Below are 16,514 nucleotides of genomic sequence, written 5' to 3'. Positions count from 1 at the left end.
GTCATCGGGGCACCCGACGGGCGTCCGTTCGGCTGCCGCTCGACGAGCACGCGAGTCTCGCGGTGCCCGGACTGTCCGATTGCCGAGGGCGACCCGAACCGGCCAACGGCCTGATCGTTCATGTTCTGTTGGGACGACGGGTCTCTGAGGTTCCGCAACGCGTGTACGCCACGACATGAACCTCCCCGAGGGTGACGACGAGTGTCTTACCGGACGCTCACAATCCGTTGCTCGGCACAGGGAGCCGCACAGTGAGAAAGAGCAGATGGGCCGCCGCAGGGCTGGCGGTGCTGCTGACCGGAGCCGCCTTCGGCACCTCCGTCGCCTCGGAGGAGCCGTTCGTCGATCCTGCCGGTCTCGACCTCGAATCCAAGGGCACCTTCGATGTCATGAGTGACATCCAGGGCGCGCTGGAAGCATTCAACGACGTGCGACTCGCCGCCCACGACCTGGCGCCCGACTCGAAGGCGCTGATGATCAACGGTGACATCGTCGATCGGGGTTACGACTTCGAGTACGACGAGGTCTCCGAGATCATCGCGAGCACGCCCGGTCCCGGTGCGGACACCACCCTGTCCAGCATCGGCAACCACGAGGCGTACTCGCCCGCCTGGTGCTCCCCGACCGAGCTGTGCCAGCCGTCCTGGCCCAACGGTTTCACCGAGGAAGAGCTGTACCAGTCGTTCTTCGACTTCGCAGGCCGCGACCGGGTCTACGACGAGATCGTCGTAGACGGCATCCCACTGATCACCCTGGGCACCGAGCGGTTGATGTGGTGGGAGGACCCCAACCTGGATGACCACATCTACCTGAGCGACGAGCAGTTGTCCTGGTTGCGGGCGCGTCTCGACCACCACACCCGCAACGGTGAGCCCGTCTTCATCGCCACGCACTACCCGCTGGAGAACACCGTCTCCGCCTCCGACGGCACGTCGGGGCAGTTCCATCTGCAGGATCGCGAGCTCCGCCAGATCCTCGGGGACTACCCCCAGGCGGTGCTGTTCAGCTCGCACACGCATTCGAACCTGCGCGAGGACGACTGGGCAACCAGGGTCAAGGTCCCCGGCGGCCACCCGGATGGATTCACCGCGGTGAACACCGGTGCCGTGCTCAACCGGCAGGTCATCCAGGTCACCGCAGGCTCGGACGGCGCTCGGATTCGCGCTCGCGACGTCGCGGCAGGCGAGTGGATTCAGGACTTGGTCGTTCCGACCGTCGACCCGGCCGAGCCCGCCTCCGGGCTGCTCGTCGAGCCGTCGCAGGACAACATCGCGCCGGGCGGGTCGGTGGAGATCGATGCCGAGTTCGTCAACCTCGGCAGCAAGCGCCTCATCCACGCCGGACTGGAGCCGGTCGTTCCCCAGGGCTGGCAGGCCGAGTTGGTCGAGCAGAGCGGTCCGAAGCACCTGGACCGAGGCGCCACCACGTCCGCGACCTGGCGGATGACCCCGCCCGAGGGTGTCGAGGCCGGGGATGTGGAGTTCGCCGTCGACGCAGTGCACGGTCGGGGCAGCAAGGCGACCCGGGTCACCGAGCAGACCGAGGTCCAGATCGTGTCGGCTCCCGCCGGGGACGTCTTCGTCTCCGACCTGCCGTTCCTCACCGCCGAGAACGGTGTCGGACCCGTCGAGCGCGACCAGAGCAACGGCGCGATCGGCCGGAACGACGGTCATCCGCTGACCGTCGACGGCGTGACCTACGAGAAGGGCCTCGGCACGATGGCCCCCTCCGAGACCACCTTGTATCTCGGCGGTGAGTGCGCCCGATTCGCCGCGTCCGTCGGCATCGACGACCGTGCGCCGCAGTCCTCGCAGAACCGCCCCGACGATGGTCGGGGCGACGGCGGCGACGTCGTGTTCCAGGTCTGGGCCGACGACGAGAAGGTCTGGGACAGCGGTCTGGTCTCCTCGGGAGAGGGAGCCAGGGACATGGACGTCCACCTCAACGATGCCGAAACCCTCCGGCTGGTCGTCACCGATGGCGGCGACGAGAACTGGTGGGACTACGCGGACTGGGGTCAGGCTCGACTGACCTGCGCAGGCTGACCGAACCCGGTGGTATGACGGCGGTCGGTCGAGATGACCACTCTGGTCGCTCGGCCGACCGCCTGTCGCTTGCAGGCCGCAGCTCTCCCGTCTGCCATGTCATCATCGATGCCTCGAGTCCGTTTCGGCCCGGGTGTGCACATCGCGAAGGGCGGGCAATTGGGGAGACAGACCGGCCAGGCGCGTGGGCAGCACATCCCGGATCCGGTGGATACCAACCACTCCTCGGGCGATGGGCGGGTCGAGCGGGGGAATCGGACGCGGCGGGCGGTATTGCGGCACGCCGTCGACATCGCCTCGGTCGACGGCTTGGACGGCTTGTCGATCGGCAGGCTCGCGAGCGAACTGGGCCACAGCAAGAGCGGCATCTTCGCTCTCTTCGGCTCGAAAGAGGAATTGCAGGTCGCGACCGTGCACGAGGCGGTGCGCCTCTACGAGTCGTATGTCGTCGAACCGGCCAGGACCACCGAAGCCGGGCTCCAACGGGTGTGGCGGTTGGCCGAACTCTGGTTCGACTACTCCCGATCCCGGGTCTTCCCCGGTGGCTGCTTCTTCTTCGGGGTGTCGGCCGAGGTCGACGCCAGGCCGGGCCCGGTGCGCGATGCTGTCGGCGCCGCGCGGTCGGCCTGGGTCGGCTACCTCGCCCATCAGTTGGAGTTGGGGCGTCGCGCGGGCACGCTGCGCCCCGAGGTCGACATCGATCAGACGGTCTTCGAGATCACCGCATTCCTGGAGGCGTCCAACGGCGCCTCTCTGCTGCACGATGACGACGTCGCCTACGACAGGGCGGCCAAGGCGGTACTCCGGGTGCTGCGGGAGGCGAGTGCACATCCGGACCGGTTGCCGCTCGCGCCACGCTGACCGATGACGACGTCACCGTGCGCGGACCTGATCCTCTTCGGCAGGCTTGGTGATTCCTCCCGGGGCCCGCGTGAGGAAATCCATGATCGTGCGAACGGTCGTCGGGTCGGCGACGATGCGGGAGTGGCCGAGCCCCCTACTGGTGACCAGCCGGGCGCGGTCGCCGAACGTGGTGGCCATCCGCAGCGAATGCTCGGGCGGGGTTCGCTGGTCATCGTCATCGTGTAGGAAGAGCAGCTCGCCGGGAACGGACTCGGGGCGATGCCAGACCTGGAACTTCTCCCAGACGTCGACGAGTTCCGGGAAGAGTCGCTTCTCGATGTGGGTTCGGATCCGCGCGGTCACCTCGGGCCGTAGCGACAGCATCCGACCGAATTCGGCGACCAGATAGTCGAAGTCGCCGACGCCGGAGATCCCGACGATGCGATCGGCTCGTACGCCCGCTCGGAGGGCGTAGAAGGAGCAGAGCACGCCGAATGAGTGGCCGACGACCGCTTCGAAGTCGCCGTATCGCCGATGTAGTGCCGCGATGATCTCGTGGTATTCGACCACCGTCGTGGTGTTGCCTTCCGAGTCACCATGGCCGGGGGCGTCGAAGGCGATCGCGCTGCGCCCGGTGGCCTGTAGCTCGTCGATGAGACCGGCGAAGCGGGATGCGCGGGACTGCCAGCCGTGCACGAGCAGCACGGGACGGTCGCCGGTTCCCCAGCGGTAGAGGCGGACCTCTCGGCCGGCCACGGTCATCCGGTCGACCTCGGCCGCCTGATGGACCGGCAGCTCGGCGGGACGCACCTTCCCGCGTGGCGGGACGCGGCGGAACAACTCGAAGGCCAGGCGACCAGCCAGATCGGGGGCGATCGCAGACGTCGCGGACAGGGCACCACGGACGAGGGCGAAGAGGGGCGACATGACTCTCCTTCGGATCTTTCCGAGTCCGGGTTGGACCGGGCGACACCGGCTCGCGCCACCGAGCTGGGGAGCCGACATCGATAAATTAGCACGGTCGTTCGGTCATATTTCTGGCTTGCGGAGTGCAATCTGACGCGGCGACCCCGTGGCCGTCGTTCTCTCCAGGCTGGCTCGCGGGGTTGGCGGAGATCCGGCCGTGTCCCACTCGATCGTGGGAAATTCATCCATCGGTCGGGTGAGGGCTTCGGTGTGTCGGGCGATCTTGTGTCGGCGACTGCGGAAGATCAGCGGGTCATCCAGCCGGAACAGGGTTTTCAAGGGAGTCGAACAATGCGGATGCCGCGAACGCTGGGCGCCGTGCTCGCCGCAGTGGTCATGTTCACTGCTGCATTGGCGGGTGCGGGCAGTGCGGTAGCGGGTCCGCAGTCCGCCCCGAGGATCGTCGGTGGCACCCAGTCCGTCGAGAAGTACTCGTTCATGGCCTCGATCCAGCGAAAGTCCGAAGGTCGCGACCACTGGTGTGGCGGCGCGCTGGTCGACCCGATCTGGGTGGTCACCACGGCACACTGCCTGCAGGGCGACCTCGACGCGTACACCGTCCGAGTCGGTTCCAACGACCGGACGGCGGGCGGCGAGTACCGACGGGTGGTGGAGATGATCGCGCACCCGAACTGGGACGGGTTGCACGGCGATATCGCCATGTTGCGCTTGGAACGCGCGGTCACCGCCGCGCCGGTCGCCATCGCCAAGTCCTCGCCGATCTACGGCGATCCCATCCGCCTGCTCGGTTGGGGCAAGACCTGCAACACCTACGAGTGCTCTTGGGAGTACCCGAAGCTGCTGCGTGAGATCGACCGGGACGTCGCCTTCGACAACGAGTGTTCGCGAGCCACGATCGACGGACGCACCGAGTTGTGTGTGGACGTGACCAGCAAGGCCACCTCCTGCTACGGCGACTCCGGTGGTCCCGCGGTGGAGCGGATGCTCGCAGGCGGCTGGGGCCTGGTGGGGCTGGACGGACGAGGTGGCGACTCGGTGTGTGGCGAACGCGGCCTGATCTACACCGACGTGACGGCATACCAGGATTGGATCCGCAGTACAGTCGCGTGAGCCTCGACGCCGCTCCAGTGCGCGCCGCTTCGTCTGCGGCCCGTCGCCCTGAGAGCGGCGTCATATTTTATTGAGTTGAATTCCGGACTCTGTCGAGTGGATGCTTGTGTCGTACAACTAGTTGGATGACGCAAGCAACAGGAGAGTCCATGGACGCCGCTGCCGCCTCCCGGCCGGAGGCTCTCGAAGCCAAGGCTGTCGAGGTGGAGGCCGTCGGGCAGGCCATCGCCCGCGTGGTTCGGATGTCCAACTGCGCGACGGCTCATGCAGGCCGACTCGGAGTGCCGTCAGGGTGGGAGAAGGCGACCTATCTGGTGCTCTTCCATCTCGAGGCGGGCGCCCGACGCTCGGGCTCGGTCGCCGAGGCCCTGCACCTCGATCCATCCACGATCAGCAGGCAGGTCGCCACGCTGGTTAAATCCGGATTGGTCGAGCGGACGATCGACCCCGAGGACGGCCGTGCCAGCCTTCTGTCGATCACCGAGCAGGGGCGATCGATACTCGCCGCGCATCGGGCCACCCGTCGAGAACTCATCGACCGGATGATCACGGACTGGCCATCGCGGGACCGGCAGGACCTGGCTCGCCTGTTAACCCGACTAGCGGACGCTTTGGAGACCAAGCTCCCCGCCTACGTCGCGGACGTCATCCAGGCTCGTCATGAAGGGGAATCCTGATGTCAGAGGCGCTGGCCCCACCGGGGCAGGTAGCCAAGTCCGGTGACGGGGGGCTGAGTCACCGGCAGATTCTCACCGTGCTCTCCGGCCTGATGATGGGTATGTTCCTGGCCGCTCTGGACCAGACCATCGTCGCGTCGGCCATGCGCGTCATCGCCGACGAGCTGCATGGACAGACCGCCCAGGCCTGGGCGACCACCGCCTACCTGATCACGGCGACGATCACGACGCCGCTCTACGGCAAGTTGTCCGACATCTACGGGCGAAAGCCGCTCTATCTGACCGCCATCGGCTTGTTCCTCGTCGGCTCCGTGCTCTGCGGAATCGCGGGATCGATCTACGAACTCGCCGCCTACCGAGCCATTCAGGGACTCGGTGCGGGCGGATTGATGTCGCTGGCGATGACGATCATCGCCGATATGGTCGCGCCGAGGCAGCGGGCGCGCTACCAGGGCTACATCCTGGCCGTCTTCGGTGTCTCCAGCGTGCTCGGCCCGGTCGTGGGCGGCTTCTTCGCAGGCCAGGAGAGCCTGCTGGGTGTCGCTGGTTGGCGGTGGGTGTTCCTGGTGAACGTGCCGGTGGCCCTCATCGCGTTGGTCGTGGTGGCCAAGGTGCTCAACCTGCCGCACAACCGGGTCAACCATCGGGTCGACTACTGGGGCGCCGCCGCCCTGGTGCTGGCGCTGGTCCCGCTGTTGATCGTGGCCGAGCAGGGGCGCGAATGGGGCTGGGGTGCGGGCATCTCGATGCTCATGTACGCGATCGGTGCCGTCGGCGTCGTGCTGTTCGTGCTGGTGGAACGGCGGATGGGCGACGAGGCACTGTTGCCGCCGAGGTTGTTCCGCAGCGGAACCTTCCGTCTCGGCAACCTGATGAGCTTCATCATCGGCCTGGGGATGTTCGGCGGCATGGTCTCGTTGCCGCTGTATCTGCAGATCGTCAAGAGCCAGTCCCCGACCCAGGCCGGGTTGCTGATGCTCCCGCTGACCTTCGGCATCATGACCACGACGTTCGTCGTCGGCAAACTGATCGCCAAGACCGGGCGGATCAAGGTTTTCCCGGTGCTCGGCGCGGGGGTGATGGCGGCGGCGCTGTTCCTCTTCAGCACCATCGACGCCGACACACCGATGGTGCTGCTCGGCGCGCTGATGGTGTTGTTCGGTAGCGGACTGGGCCTGTCGATGCAGACCGTGACCCTATTGGTGCAGAACGATGCGCCACCGGCCGACAACGGGTCCGCGACCGCCGCCGTGACCTTCTTCCGGCAGACCGGTGGCACGGCAGGCACCGCGGTGTTCCTGTCCATCCTGTTCTCGGTGTTGGCCGGGCGGATCGCCGACGCGTTCACCTCGGCCGCCGACGACCCGGCGTTCAACGCGGCACTGCAGGACCCGGCGGTGCTGGCCGACCCGGCCAACCAGGGATTCCTGGAGAATCTCCAGGGCAGCGGATCCGAGCTGGACCTGAACGACACCTCGTTCTTGACCACCATCGATCCACGGTTGGCGGCTCCGGTGCTCGACGGGTTCGCGAGCGCGATGAGCACCGTCTTCCTCGTGGGTGGACTGGTGATGCTCGTGGCATTCCTGCTCAGCTGGTTCGTTCCGGATGTCGAACTCGGCAACCAGTCCGGCATCCAGCGGATGCAGGCGGAACGGGCGGCAGCGGATCGTGCCGCTGACTCCGAGTCATCGGCGACCCGGCATGCGGACTCGGTGCATGCCGAGGACGCGGGCGACCCAGAGGGGGCGGTCGAAAGACCGAGGGCGTCGACTATCGGCGCAAGCGGTTCCGGTGACCGCAGTCCGGACGATGCCTGAGGCCATCGGCGTACGAACTCCGGACGTGACCGGGCGAAGGCGGTCTCCGAGCGACTCGGGGGCCGCCTTCGCCCGGTCTCGAACTCAGACCTTGGGCGACTCGTGCTTGCCCTCGTAGTACCCGGTGTCGATCGCACGCTGGTAGGAGCGCTCGATCTCGATCTGGGCGTCGGTACGGCCGACCCAGGTCGCGCCTTCGACGCTCTTACCGGGCTCCAGCTCCTTGTAGACGCTGAAGAAGTGCTGGATCTCCATCCGGTAGAACTCAGCCAGATGGTGGATATCGCGCAGGTGCTCCGACCTGGGATCCTCAGCTGGTACGCACAGGACCTTGTCGTCGCCACCCTTCTCGTCGCGCATTCGGAACATGCCGATGGCTCGAGCCCGGATCAAGCAGCCGGGGAACGTAGGCTCTTGGACGATCACCATCGCGTCGAGCGGGTCGCCGTCCTCGCCGAGCGTGTGTTCGATGAAGCCGTAGTCGGCGGGATACTGGGTCGCGGTGAAGAGCGTCCGATCGAGGCGGATTCGTCCGGTCTCGTGGTCCATCTCGTACTTGTTCCGCTCCCCTTTGGGGATCTCGATGGTGACGTCGAACTCCACGCGGTGCCTCGCAATGTCTTCGCCGGGTTGTCTGGACGTTGTGTGATCCACAGTTTGCACTTGCGGTCACCCCAGGCCCTTAGTCTGAACGACGAGACCCGGCGGAGTCGCATCGAGAGCCCCCGTCGGCATGTGAAATCCATCCCCATCCGCGCCGCCGCCACATCCAACAGGCCGTTCTAGGAGGTCGCGTGTCCGATTCCGGGCACCCCCCGCAAGGGTCAGCCGCGCCCCGGCGCAACGAACCGCAGGGTTCGTCGGACCAGGATCGGGCGTCGAGCAACCCTCCGCCACCGCCTCCGGAGCATCGCTCAGGACAGGGTGCGTCGATGCCTACGGGCGATCCGGCCCGGCAGCCTGCGCAGCCCAAGGCCGAACCGGCGGGTCAGCGCGACCAAGTCAGGCGGGACAGCGGGCCCGATGGCTCGGAGACCCCGCGCTCGGCGACCGGGCTGCGGGGTGCCCTGTCCGGCAGCCTCACCGCTTCAGAAGGCAGCAGGCCGCCGGATTCGATGCGCCCCGCGCCTGCGTCGGCACAGCGACCGGGTCCGGGACAGCAGGGCCAGCAGCGGTACCCGCAGCAGAACCTTCAGCAGCCGCCGTCTCAACAGCGGCAGCAGCATCAGCCACCACAGCAGCAATGGCCGCAACAGGGCGCGTCGGGACCAGGTTCGCGCCCGCAGCCGCCCGCCGCGAATCGCCCGCCAGCCAATTGGGCGCCGCAGGATCGGCCGAGTCAGCAGTCGATGGGCGTTCCGCCGAGGATCTCGTCCGGAACGATCAGCTCGACCGTGGGCGGCGGGTCGATGACCCAGAACGAACCGGCCGCCACCACCGGCGACCAGGAGACCGTGGCGCTCACCCGGCCACCCACCGCCTTGTCCGGAGACCTCTCGCCGCGTTCCAGCGGCACGGTCTTCGAATCCGCCGAACCACCGGCCGCCGCATCCGGTGGTGAACCGCCCGAGGACCCGCCGTCTGCTCCGAAGGCAGCCAAGCCGCCACGCAAGCGGCGTGGATTGCTCATCGGTGCGTTGGCGGTCGTCGTGGTGGTCGCGCTCGGTGCCACCGCCGTCTTCACCATCGAACCCGTCGGCCGGGTCTTCGGTATCGGACCCTCCGCCGTGCCCACGGAGCCCGCTCCGGACCCGATCGATCCTGACTTCGCACTCATCCCGGTGGACCACGTCTCGGCGGGCCCGACCGAAGCCGGGCTGGCCTCGGCACTGCAACCCTCGGTGACCGCGGCGGAGGTCGGCACGCTGCACGCCGTCATCGTCGACCCGGGCACCGGACAGTCCTTGTGGGGCAACGAGGCCGACGTGCCCGCGACCCCGGCATCGACCACGAAGATCCTCACCTCGGCGGCTGCACTGCTGACGTTCCCCGCCGACCACACCTTCACCACCACGGTCGTCGCCGGTCCCACACCCGGCTCGGTGATCCTGGTGGGCGGCGGCGATCCCTCACTGACGGCCGTCCCCGAAGGGACGGACACCCTCTACGCATCCAACCCGGCCCGGATCTCCGATCTCGCCGCACAGGTGCGCGAGAACGCGGGTGACATCGCCATCACCGAGGTGCTGGTGGACGCGAGCCGTTACACCGGTCAGGCCATCGCGGACGGGTGGGATGCCAGCGATGCCCCATCGAGCTACGGCGGATTCATCGAGCCGCTGATGCTGGACGGCGGCCGGTCCGACCCGCTCAACGACCTCTCGCAGCGAGTCGGCGATCCTGCGTTGGAGGCGGGCAACGCCCTGGCCGCAGAACTCGGTGCGACCAGCGTCTCCGCCGTCGACGAGGCAGGCAGCCCGGCGGACGGCGAGGTGCTTGGCGAGATCAGCTCGCTGCCGTTGGTCGATCTGATCGAGGCCATGATGCTGCTCTCGGACAACGTCGCCGCCGAGATGCTGGCCAGGGAGGTCGCCATCGAGCGCGGCGCGGAACCGTCCTTCGCGGGCGGCGCCGCCTCGATCATCGAGGTCCTCGGTGAGAACGGCTTCGACATCTCGCAGCTGGAGCTCTCCGATGCCAGCGGCCTGAGCAACCAGAACCTCATCACGCCGAACCTGCTGGGGGATGTGCTCTCCCTCGCCGCCCATCCGGCGGACGAGTCGGACACCGCCGTCTCCCAACAGCTGCGGCCGATGCTCACCGGCCTGGCGGTGGCCGGGGCCAGTGGGAAACTCACCGATCGCTATCCGGCGGGCGCCTCTGCGGGGCGCGGTTGGGTGCGGGCCAAAACCGGCAGTCTTACCGCGGTGAACGGCCTGGCAGGAGTGGTCACCGACCGGGACGGGAAGCTGATGGCGTTCGCGCTGTTGTCGAGCGGAACGAACGCCACGGTGGCTCGCCCAGCGCTGGACGAGGTCACCAGCGCGCTGCGCGAGTGCGGATGTCGGTAGCCCCCGTCGTTCGGTAGCGTCGGCGGTGTGAAGCCCGACTCGAGCGTGCAGGAGCTGGAAGCGACAGCAGACCGAGTCCCGATCGCGTGGAGCGTGGCGGCGTCGACCGCGCAACGGCTGATGCGACCGGGACCGGTACTGCCGCTGGCGGAGGCCGAGGCCACCGTGGCCAGGCTGCGCGACTTCAGCGTGAGCGCCGAGGCGCACGTGCGTGAGGTCACCGGTCTCGGCGCCGGCCTCCCGCTGTACAGCGGGGAGGTCGTCGACCGGCCGGGTTGGGCGCAGGCGGCAGTTGTCGGCCTGGCCGCGTTGATGGATGACGCACTGGCCGGTGACGACCCGTCGACCCTGCTCGGCGGCGTCGCCGCAGGCAGCGCGGGCGTGCAGACGGGTGTGGTGCTCGCCTACCTCGGGAGCCGGGTCCTCGGCCAGTACGACCCCTTCGGCGGCGAGGATGGCTCGGGTCACCTGTTGTTGGTGGCGCCGAACGTGGTCGCCGCCCGTCAGGCCCTCGATGTGCCAGCCGAGGATTTCGAGATGTGGGTCTGCCTGCATGAGGCGACCCACCGGCTGCAGTTCAACGCCGTTCCCTGGTTGCGTGATCATTTCGCAAGCGAGGTCGGCAGTCTGCTCAGCTCGATGGACGACACCCTCGCCCAGGTGGTCGTCCGGCTGCCGGAGCTGGTCCGCTCCGCGCGGCGCCGTGGCGCCGAGGGTGAGCCGGTCGGGTTGATGGAACTACTGCAGTCTCCGGAACAACGCGTCCGCCTCGATCGGCTGATCGCGCTCTCCACGCTTCTGGAGGGCCACGCCGATCACGTGATGGATGCGGCGGGCCCGTCCGTGGTGCCATCGGTACGCCGAATCCGGGCCAGGTTCACCGCTCGCCGACGCGGTGGCGGTGTACTGGATCGGGTGCTGCGGTCGGTGCTCGGGGTCGAGGCGAAGGTGCGCCAGTACGCCGATGGCGCGCAGTTCACCGAACAGGTCGTCGATGCCGTGGGCATGGCGGGTTTCAACGAGGTCTGGCGTTCTCCCGAGACCCTGCCCAGCCGTGCCGAGATCAGCCGACCATCGGACTGGCTGGACCGGGTCCACGGTTAGGGCGACCCCCGGTGCGCGGGTCGGGTTCGACACCGCGCACCGTGTGGTTCTGCATCGGTGCCCGGCTGCGGGCCCTTATCGGGCATTCGAGTGTCCGGTAAGAGCTTCATCCGTATATGCGACAAGAATCACGGCCTTATCCGCTGATCTGTGGGTATGCCGGTGAATAATCTGCTTCGACGGCTGATTTTCGGGAAAGCGGTCGAGGCCTGGCTGCGTTGCTAGCAGAGCACGATGTCCGTGCGAGCTACGGCCGACGTGACATGGGATTTCCGAAGCTGCCGAATGGAATGCGCAGTCTGCCGAGAGACCGGACCTGATCGACGAGTCACCGCAGAACAGCCGATCGTGAATCGGCCGAATGCAATCGAGAAGAGTCGATGAAGGGCCCGACCTCGGGGATGCGGCTTCAATTGCCGTCGTGAGGCCGGACGCAGGGCTTATCAAGCGTGCAGGAAGCGTTACGTGGATATTCGCCGTTTGGCATGTGGACTCGGTAGGGCGAGCACGCTGGCCGACCTTGGACCATGAATTGCCTTTCCCGAGCCGGCTCGCAGGCTGGCACCGAAACGCGACGGCCCTCGCCTGCCCGTTGTCGGGCGCGAACCGGGATAGTCACGCCCTATGACCGCGTTGCCGCCCGCCGAACCCGCTATCGAACCCGGTGTCGCCCTCGACGAGGTGCGCGCTGCGGTGCGCAGGCTGCTGACCGGACCGGCGGCCGAGACTCTCGATCGGGTCGGCAGCATCGCGGTGGCCTGTTCGGGCGGCGCTGACTCGCTCGCGCTGGCGGGCGGCCTCGTCCAAGCCGCCCGCAGGCCCGGCCTAGCTGTGCACGGACTGGTAGTCGATCACGGTCTGCAACCGGACTCGGCCGCCGTCGCCGCTACCGCCGCCGATCAACTCGATGCCCTCGGGTGCGCGCGGGTCCGGGTGCTCGGCGTCACGGTCGCGGGCGACGGTGGCTTGGAGGCGGCGGCGCGGCGGGCCCGATACGACGCGCTGTCCACAGCACGGGAGCACCCCGAGCAACTCGTCCTGCTCGGTCATACCCGCGACGACCAGGCCGAGACCGTGTTGCTCGGCCTTGGCCGGGGATCGGGCCCGCGTTCGATCGCAGGCATGCGTCCACTGGATCCGCCCTGGGCTCGGCCACTGCTGGAGTGCACCCGAGCCACCACGGAGGCGGCCTGTGTCGCCCTCGGGGTGACGCCGTGGCGGGATCCGCACAACAGCGCGCGCCGATTCACCAGGGCTCGGCTCCGACACGAGGTGTTGCCGCTGTTGGAGGACGTGTTGCAGGGCGGGGTGGCCTCGGCGCTGGCCAGGACTGCCGAGCAGTTGCGGGCCGATCTGTCCGCGCTCGACGAGTGGTCGGATCGAGCGTTGGCGGCCGCGCGTGACGAGTCTCACCCCGACGAGTTGCGGGCCGGGTATCTGGCCGATCTGCCCGCCGCCATTCGGTCCAGGGTGCTCCGTTCCTGGCTACGGGCGATGGGTGTCCGAGACCTGTCCTCCCGGCATCTCCAGGCCGTCGACGAGTTGGCCTCCCGATGGCGCGGACAGGGCGGTGTGTGGCTGCCGGGTGGGTTGGTGGCCGCGCGGGCGCATGGCAGGCTTGCGCTCCAGGCGCCGGACTGACTTCGACGCAGGGCGATCGACTGGGTCACCGGCCGGAACGCACCAGCCGAATAGAGAGGGGAAGCCGAGCCGTGTACGACGGCGACATCGCTTCCGTGCTGATCAGCGAGCAGCAGATCAGGGACAAGGTCACCGAATTGGCTGCCGAGGTCGCGGCCGCTTACCAAGAAGCGGAATCCGATCTCCTCTTGGTGGGCGTTCTCAAGGGTGCGGTGATGTTCATGACCGACCTGGCCCGTGAGCTGCCGATCCCCACCCAGCTCGAGTTCATGGCGGTGAGTTCCTATGGGTCGGGAACCTCGTCGTCCGGGGTGGTACGCATTCTCAAGGACCTCGACCGGGACATCGCGGGCCGCGACGTGCTGATCGTCGAGGACGTCATCGACTCCGGGCTCACCCTGTCGTGGCTGCTGAAGAACCTCGCCTCGCGTAACCCGAAGTCGTTGGAGGTGTGCACGCTGCTGCGCAAGCCCGACGCCGTTCAGGTGGACGTCCCCGTGCGCTTCGTCGGTTACGACATCCCCAACGAGTTCGTCGTCGGTTACGGCTTGGACTACGCCGAGCGGTACCGGGATCTGCCCTACGTCGGCACCCTCGAACCCCGGGTCTACTCGAGCTGATTCAGCCGGCATCGGGACGATCGTCCCGGCCGATTCGATCTCGATCTCCCATCCGCCGGATGTGACCTCAACCGCTCATCCGGCGGATGTCGGGAACTTCTTCGGCCGCCGGGCAGTTGAGTCACCGTGAGTGAGCAGCGTGCGGGGTATCGGCCGGTACGGCCGCCCCACCGCTCGGCGCAGTACGCAGCGCGTTGAGCGGTACGCTGGTCGGAACTGGGTTCCCGTCTCGTCGACGGATTGCCCGCACCGTGCGTCTCTGGAGGGTCGAGGCCGAAAGGCGGCCGTAGCCGAATGGACCGTAAGCGCCTGCTCCGTAACCCGCTGCTCTGGATCATGGCAGTGCTACTGCTGTGGCTGGGGTTCAGCGCCCTGTTCGATGACACCCGTGGGTACGAGCAGGTGCCGACATCCACGGCTCTGGAACAGATCACGAACGGCAATGTCCGCGAGGCCGTGCTGGAGGACCGTGAGCAGCAGCTCCGGTTGACGCTGGAGAACCCGGTGAACGGGAACAACCAGCTCATCACCCAGTTCCCCTCGCAGGCCACCGATGAATTCACTCAGGCGCTCATCGACGCCGATATTCCCGGTGACTGGGACACCACCGTCACCCAGGACTCCCTGCTTTTCCAGGTTCTGATCTACCTCATCCCGCTGGGCCTGCTCCTGCTGCTGCTCATGTGGATGATGAACAATGCTCAGGGCGGTGGAAACCGCGTCATGAATTTCGGCAAGTCCAAGGCCAAACAGCTCAACAAGGACATGCCGCAGACCAGTTTCTCCGACGTGGCGGGCGCTCAGGAAGCGGTCGACGAGCTGTACGAGATCAAGGACTTCCTGCAGGCACCGGGCCGCTACCAGGCACTCGGCGCGAAGATCCCGAAGGGCGTCCTGCTCTACGGCCCGCCCGGCACCGGTAAGACGCTGCTGGCGCGTGCGGTCGCGGGCGAGGCGGGCGTGCCCTTCTACTCGATCTCCGGTTCCGACTTCGTCGAGATGTTCGTCGGTGTCGGTGCCTCCCGGGTTCGCGACCTGTTCGAACAGGCCAAGCAGAACGCGCCCTGCATCATCTTCGTGGATGAGATCGACGCGGTCGGCCGTCAGCGTGGCGCCGGACTCGGCGGCGGACACGATGAGCGGGAACAGACCCTCAACCAGCTGCTCGTCGAGATGGACGGCTTCGACTCGCGTGGCGGCATCATCCTGATCGCCGCCACCAACCGGCCGGACATCCTCGACCCCGCGTTGCTGCGTCCCGGCCGATTCGACCGCCAGATCCCCGTAGCGGCACCCGACATGTCGGGCCGTAAGGCGATCCTGCAGGTGCACGCGAAGGGCAAGCCGTTCGCTCCCGATGTCGACCTGGTCTCGCTGGCCAAGCGCACCGTGGGTATGTCCGGCGCCGACCTGGCCAACGTGATCAACGAGGCCGCGCTGCTCACCGCACGCCAGAACGAGCAGCTCATCACTGGTGCCTCGCTGGAGGAGTCCGTCGACCGGGTCATCGGTGGGCCCGCCCGCCGGAGCCGCGTCGTCTCCGAGAAGGAGAAGAAGCTCGTCGCCTACCACGAGGGCGGTCACGCGCTCGCGGCGTGGGCGATGCCCGACCTGGAGCCGGTCTACAAGCTCACGATTCTGCCGCGAGGCCGCACCGGTGGTCACGCCCTGGTCGTCCCGGAGGACGACAAGGAGCTGATGACCCGCTCGGAGATGATCGGCCGGTTGGTGTTCGCACTCGGCGGTCGTTCGGCCGAGGAGTTGGTCTTCCACGAGCCCACCACGGGCGCGTCCTCCGACATCGACCAGGCGACGAAGATCGCCAGGGCGATGGTCACCGAGTACGGCATGAGCGCGCGACTCGGCGCGGTGAAGTACGGCAAGGACGAGGGCGACCCCTTCCTCGGTCGTTCGATGGGCAGCCAGCCCAACTACTCGTTGGAAGCGGCCCACGAGATCGACAAGGAGGTGCGCGCGCTCATCGAGGCGGCGCACACCGAGGCGTGGGAGATCCTGCGGACCTACCGGGACATCCTCGACGACCTGGTGCGGGAGCTGCTCGAGAAGGAGACGCTCCAGCGGCGCGACCTCGAGCGGATCTTCGCAGGCGTGGAGAAGCGGCCCCGGATCACCGCGTTCAACGACTTCGGTGGTCGCACCCCGTCGGACAAGCCGCCGATCAAGAGCCCCGGTGAGCTGGCCAAGGAGCGCGGCGAGCCGTGGCCGCCGATCGTCGAGTCCGAGCCGACCCCGGTCGGTGAGGCGCACGGCGGTGGCGATCTGCCCGACGGACCGCCCGGATCGCATGAGCCCGACGGATTGCCCGGCACGGGCCACGGGCCGGGCGAGGGTGTGCCCCCGCACGACCCGGAGCCGCGTACCTATCCTTCGACGGACACCGACCCGACTGTTCGCAGGCCCGTTCCGCAGGGTGTCGGCCCGCAGGGCGTGAATCACAATGGCGTGGGTTCTGGCCCGCCGAACTACGGTGCGCCGCCCGGATGGACCCCTGCGACGTCGCCCACCGGACCGCCGAGTTCGTGGACCCCGTCGTGGGAGCGTCAGTCCGGCCCGTCGTGGGAACGTCGTGACGAGGCAGGCGCTGTCTCGGGTGTGAACCCGACACACGATGGGACGGAACGGATCAACCGGGATGATTTGAGGCCGGACCGTCCGGTCGACGACGAGGACCAGTCAGACGGTGGTGGTCGCTGAC

12 protein-coding genes are annotated in these 16,514 nt (G+C 67.6%); 10 read left to right on the top strand and 2 right to left on the bottom strand.

What is annotated here, in order from left to right:
• Window positions 1–251: 251 nt before the first annotated feature.
• A complete protein-coding gene (locus tag BKA25_RS25615) occupies window positions 252–2,045 on the top strand; it encodes an NPCBM/NEW2 domain-containing protein (RefSeq protein WP_069846025.1) in 1,794 nt (597 codons plus the stop codon).
• Window positions 2,046–2,204: 159 nt separating this feature from the next.
• Window positions 2,205–2,906, top strand: a complete 702-nt coding sequence (locus tag BKA25_RS25610; RefSeq protein WP_236750452.1) for a TetR/AcrR family transcriptional regulator — start codon at window positions 2,205–2,207, stop codon at window positions 2,904–2,906.
• A gap of 12 nt (window positions 2,907–2,918) precedes the next feature.
• Here BKA25_RS25610 and BKA25_RS25605 read toward each other — a convergent pair whose 3' ends face one another.
• Window positions 2,919–3,815, bottom strand: a complete 897-nt coding sequence (locus BKA25_RS25605; RefSeq protein WP_069846026.1) for an alpha/beta fold hydrolase — start codon at window positions 3,813–3,815, stop codon at window positions 2,919–2,921.
• Window positions 3,816–4,145: 330 nt separating this feature from the next.
• Here BKA25_RS25605 and BKA25_RS25600 point away from each other — a divergent pair, with 330 nt between their 5' ends.
• From BKA25_RS25600 to BKA25_RS25590, 3 genes are all read left to right on the top strand, one after another.
• A complete protein-coding gene (locus BKA25_RS25600) occupies window positions 4,146–4,925 on the top strand; it encodes a S1 family peptidase (RefSeq protein ID WP_069846028.1) in 780 nt (259 codons plus the stop codon).
• 125 nt (window positions 4,926–5,050) lie between these two features.
• Window positions 5,051–5,602, top strand: coding sequence for a MarR family winged helix-turn-helix transcriptional regulator (locus BKA25_RS25595; RefSeq protein WP_084642409.1), 552 nt, complete (start codon window positions 5,051–5,053; stop codon window positions 5,600–5,602).
• Window positions 5,602–7,422 (top strand): MDR family MFS transporter, encoded by a 1,821-nt coding sequence (locus tag BKA25_RS25590; protein ID WP_069846032.1) that lies wholly within the window; start codon window positions 5,602–5,604, stop codon window positions 7,420–7,422. Before BKA25_RS25595 ends, BKA25_RS25590 begins: the two co-directional genes overlap by 1 nt.
• 84 nt (window positions 7,423–7,506) lie before the next feature.
• Here BKA25_RS25590 and BKA25_RS25585 read toward each other — a convergent pair whose 3' ends face one another.
• The gene (locus tag BKA25_RS25585) at window positions 7,507–8,025 is read right to left on the bottom strand and encodes an inorganic diphosphatase (protein ID WP_069846034.1); all 519 of its coding nucleotides are present in this window, start codon (window positions 8,023–8,025) and stop codon (window positions 7,507–7,509) included.
• A gap of 329 nt (window positions 8,026–8,354) precedes the next feature.
• Between BKA25_RS25585 and dacB the strand changes: the two genes are divergently transcribed.
• The 5 genes from dacB to ftsH all read left to right on the top strand — a co-directional run bounded on the left by dacB (window position 8,355) and on the right by ftsH (window position 16,513).
• Complete coding sequence (gene dacB, locus BKA25_RS25580; RefSeq protein ID WP_157420892.1) at window positions 8,355–10,433, top strand: D-alanyl-D-alanine carboxypeptidase/D-alanyl-D-alanine endopeptidase; 2,079 nt, start codon at window positions 8,355–8,357, stop codon at window positions 10,431–10,433.
• A gap of 27 nt (window positions 10,434–10,460) precedes the next feature.
• A complete protein-coding gene (locus BKA25_RS25575) occupies window positions 10,461–11,537 on the top strand; it encodes an Rv3626c family coenzyme F420 biosynthesis-associated protein (RefSeq protein WP_236750453.1) in 1,077 nt (358 codons plus the stop codon).
• 624 nt (window positions 11,538–12,161) lie between these two features.
• Window positions 12,162–13,178: a tRNA lysidine(34) synthetase TilS gene (gene tilS, locus BKA25_RS25570; RefSeq protein ID WP_084642412.1), complete on the top strand. Its 1,017-nt coding sequence runs from the start codon at window positions 12,162–12,164 to the stop codon at window positions 13,176–13,178.
• 71 nt (window positions 13,179–13,249) lie between these two features.
• A complete protein-coding gene (gene hpt, locus BKA25_RS25565; RefSeq protein WP_069846038.1) occupies window positions 13,250–13,798 on the top strand; it encodes a hypoxanthine phosphoribosyltransferase in 549 nt (182 codons plus the stop codon).
• 294 nt (window positions 13,799–14,092) lie between these two features.
• Window positions 14,093–16,513: an ATP-dependent zinc metalloprotease FtsH gene (gene ftsH / locus BKA25_RS25560; RefSeq protein ID WP_069846039.1), complete on the top strand. Its 2,421-nt coding sequence runs from the start codon at window positions 14,093–14,095 to the stop codon at window positions 16,511–16,513.
• Window position 16,514: the final 1 nt, after the last annotated feature.

The sequence above is a fragment of the Actinoalloteichus hymeniacidonis genome, assembly GCF_014203365.1.
Lineage (GTDB): Bacteria > Actinomycetota > Actinomycetes > Mycobacteriales > Pseudonocardiaceae > Actinoalloteichus_A > Actinoalloteichus_A hymeniacidonis.
The sequence above is the reverse complement of the archived record's forward strand: the minus strand, read 5'-3'. Positions and strand labels throughout refer to the sequence as shown.

Bases quoted from the DNA above. Each gene is read 5' to 3' on its own strand.
- BKA25_RS25605 (WP_069846026.1), bottom strand. From the start codon at position 3,815: ATGTCGCCCCTCTTCGCCCTCGTCCGTGGTGCCCTGTCCGCGACGTCT.
- BKA25_RS25600 (WP_069846028.1), top strand. From the start codon at position 4,146: ATGCGGATGCCGCGAACGCTGGGCGCCGTGCTCGCCGCAGTGGTCATG.
- BKA25_RS25595 (WP_084642409.1), top strand. From the start codon at position 5,051: ATGACGCAAGCAACAGGAGAGTCCATGGACGCCGCTGCCGCCTCCCGG.
- BKA25_RS25590 (WP_069846032.1), top strand. From the start codon at position 5,602: ATGTCAGAGGCGCTGGCCCCACCGGGGCAGGTAGCCAAGTCCGGTGAC.
- dacB (WP_157420892.1), top strand. From the start codon at position 8,355: ATGCCTACGGGCGATCCGGCCCGGCAGCCTGCGCAGCCCAAGGCCGAA.
- tilS (WP_084642412.1), top strand. From the start codon at position 12,162: ATGACCGCGTTGCCGCCCGCCGAACCCGCTATCGAACCCGGTGTCGCC.
- ftsH (WP_069846039.1), top strand. From the start codon at position 14,093: ATGGACCGTAAGCGCCTGCTCCGTAACCCGCTGCTCTGGATCATGGCA.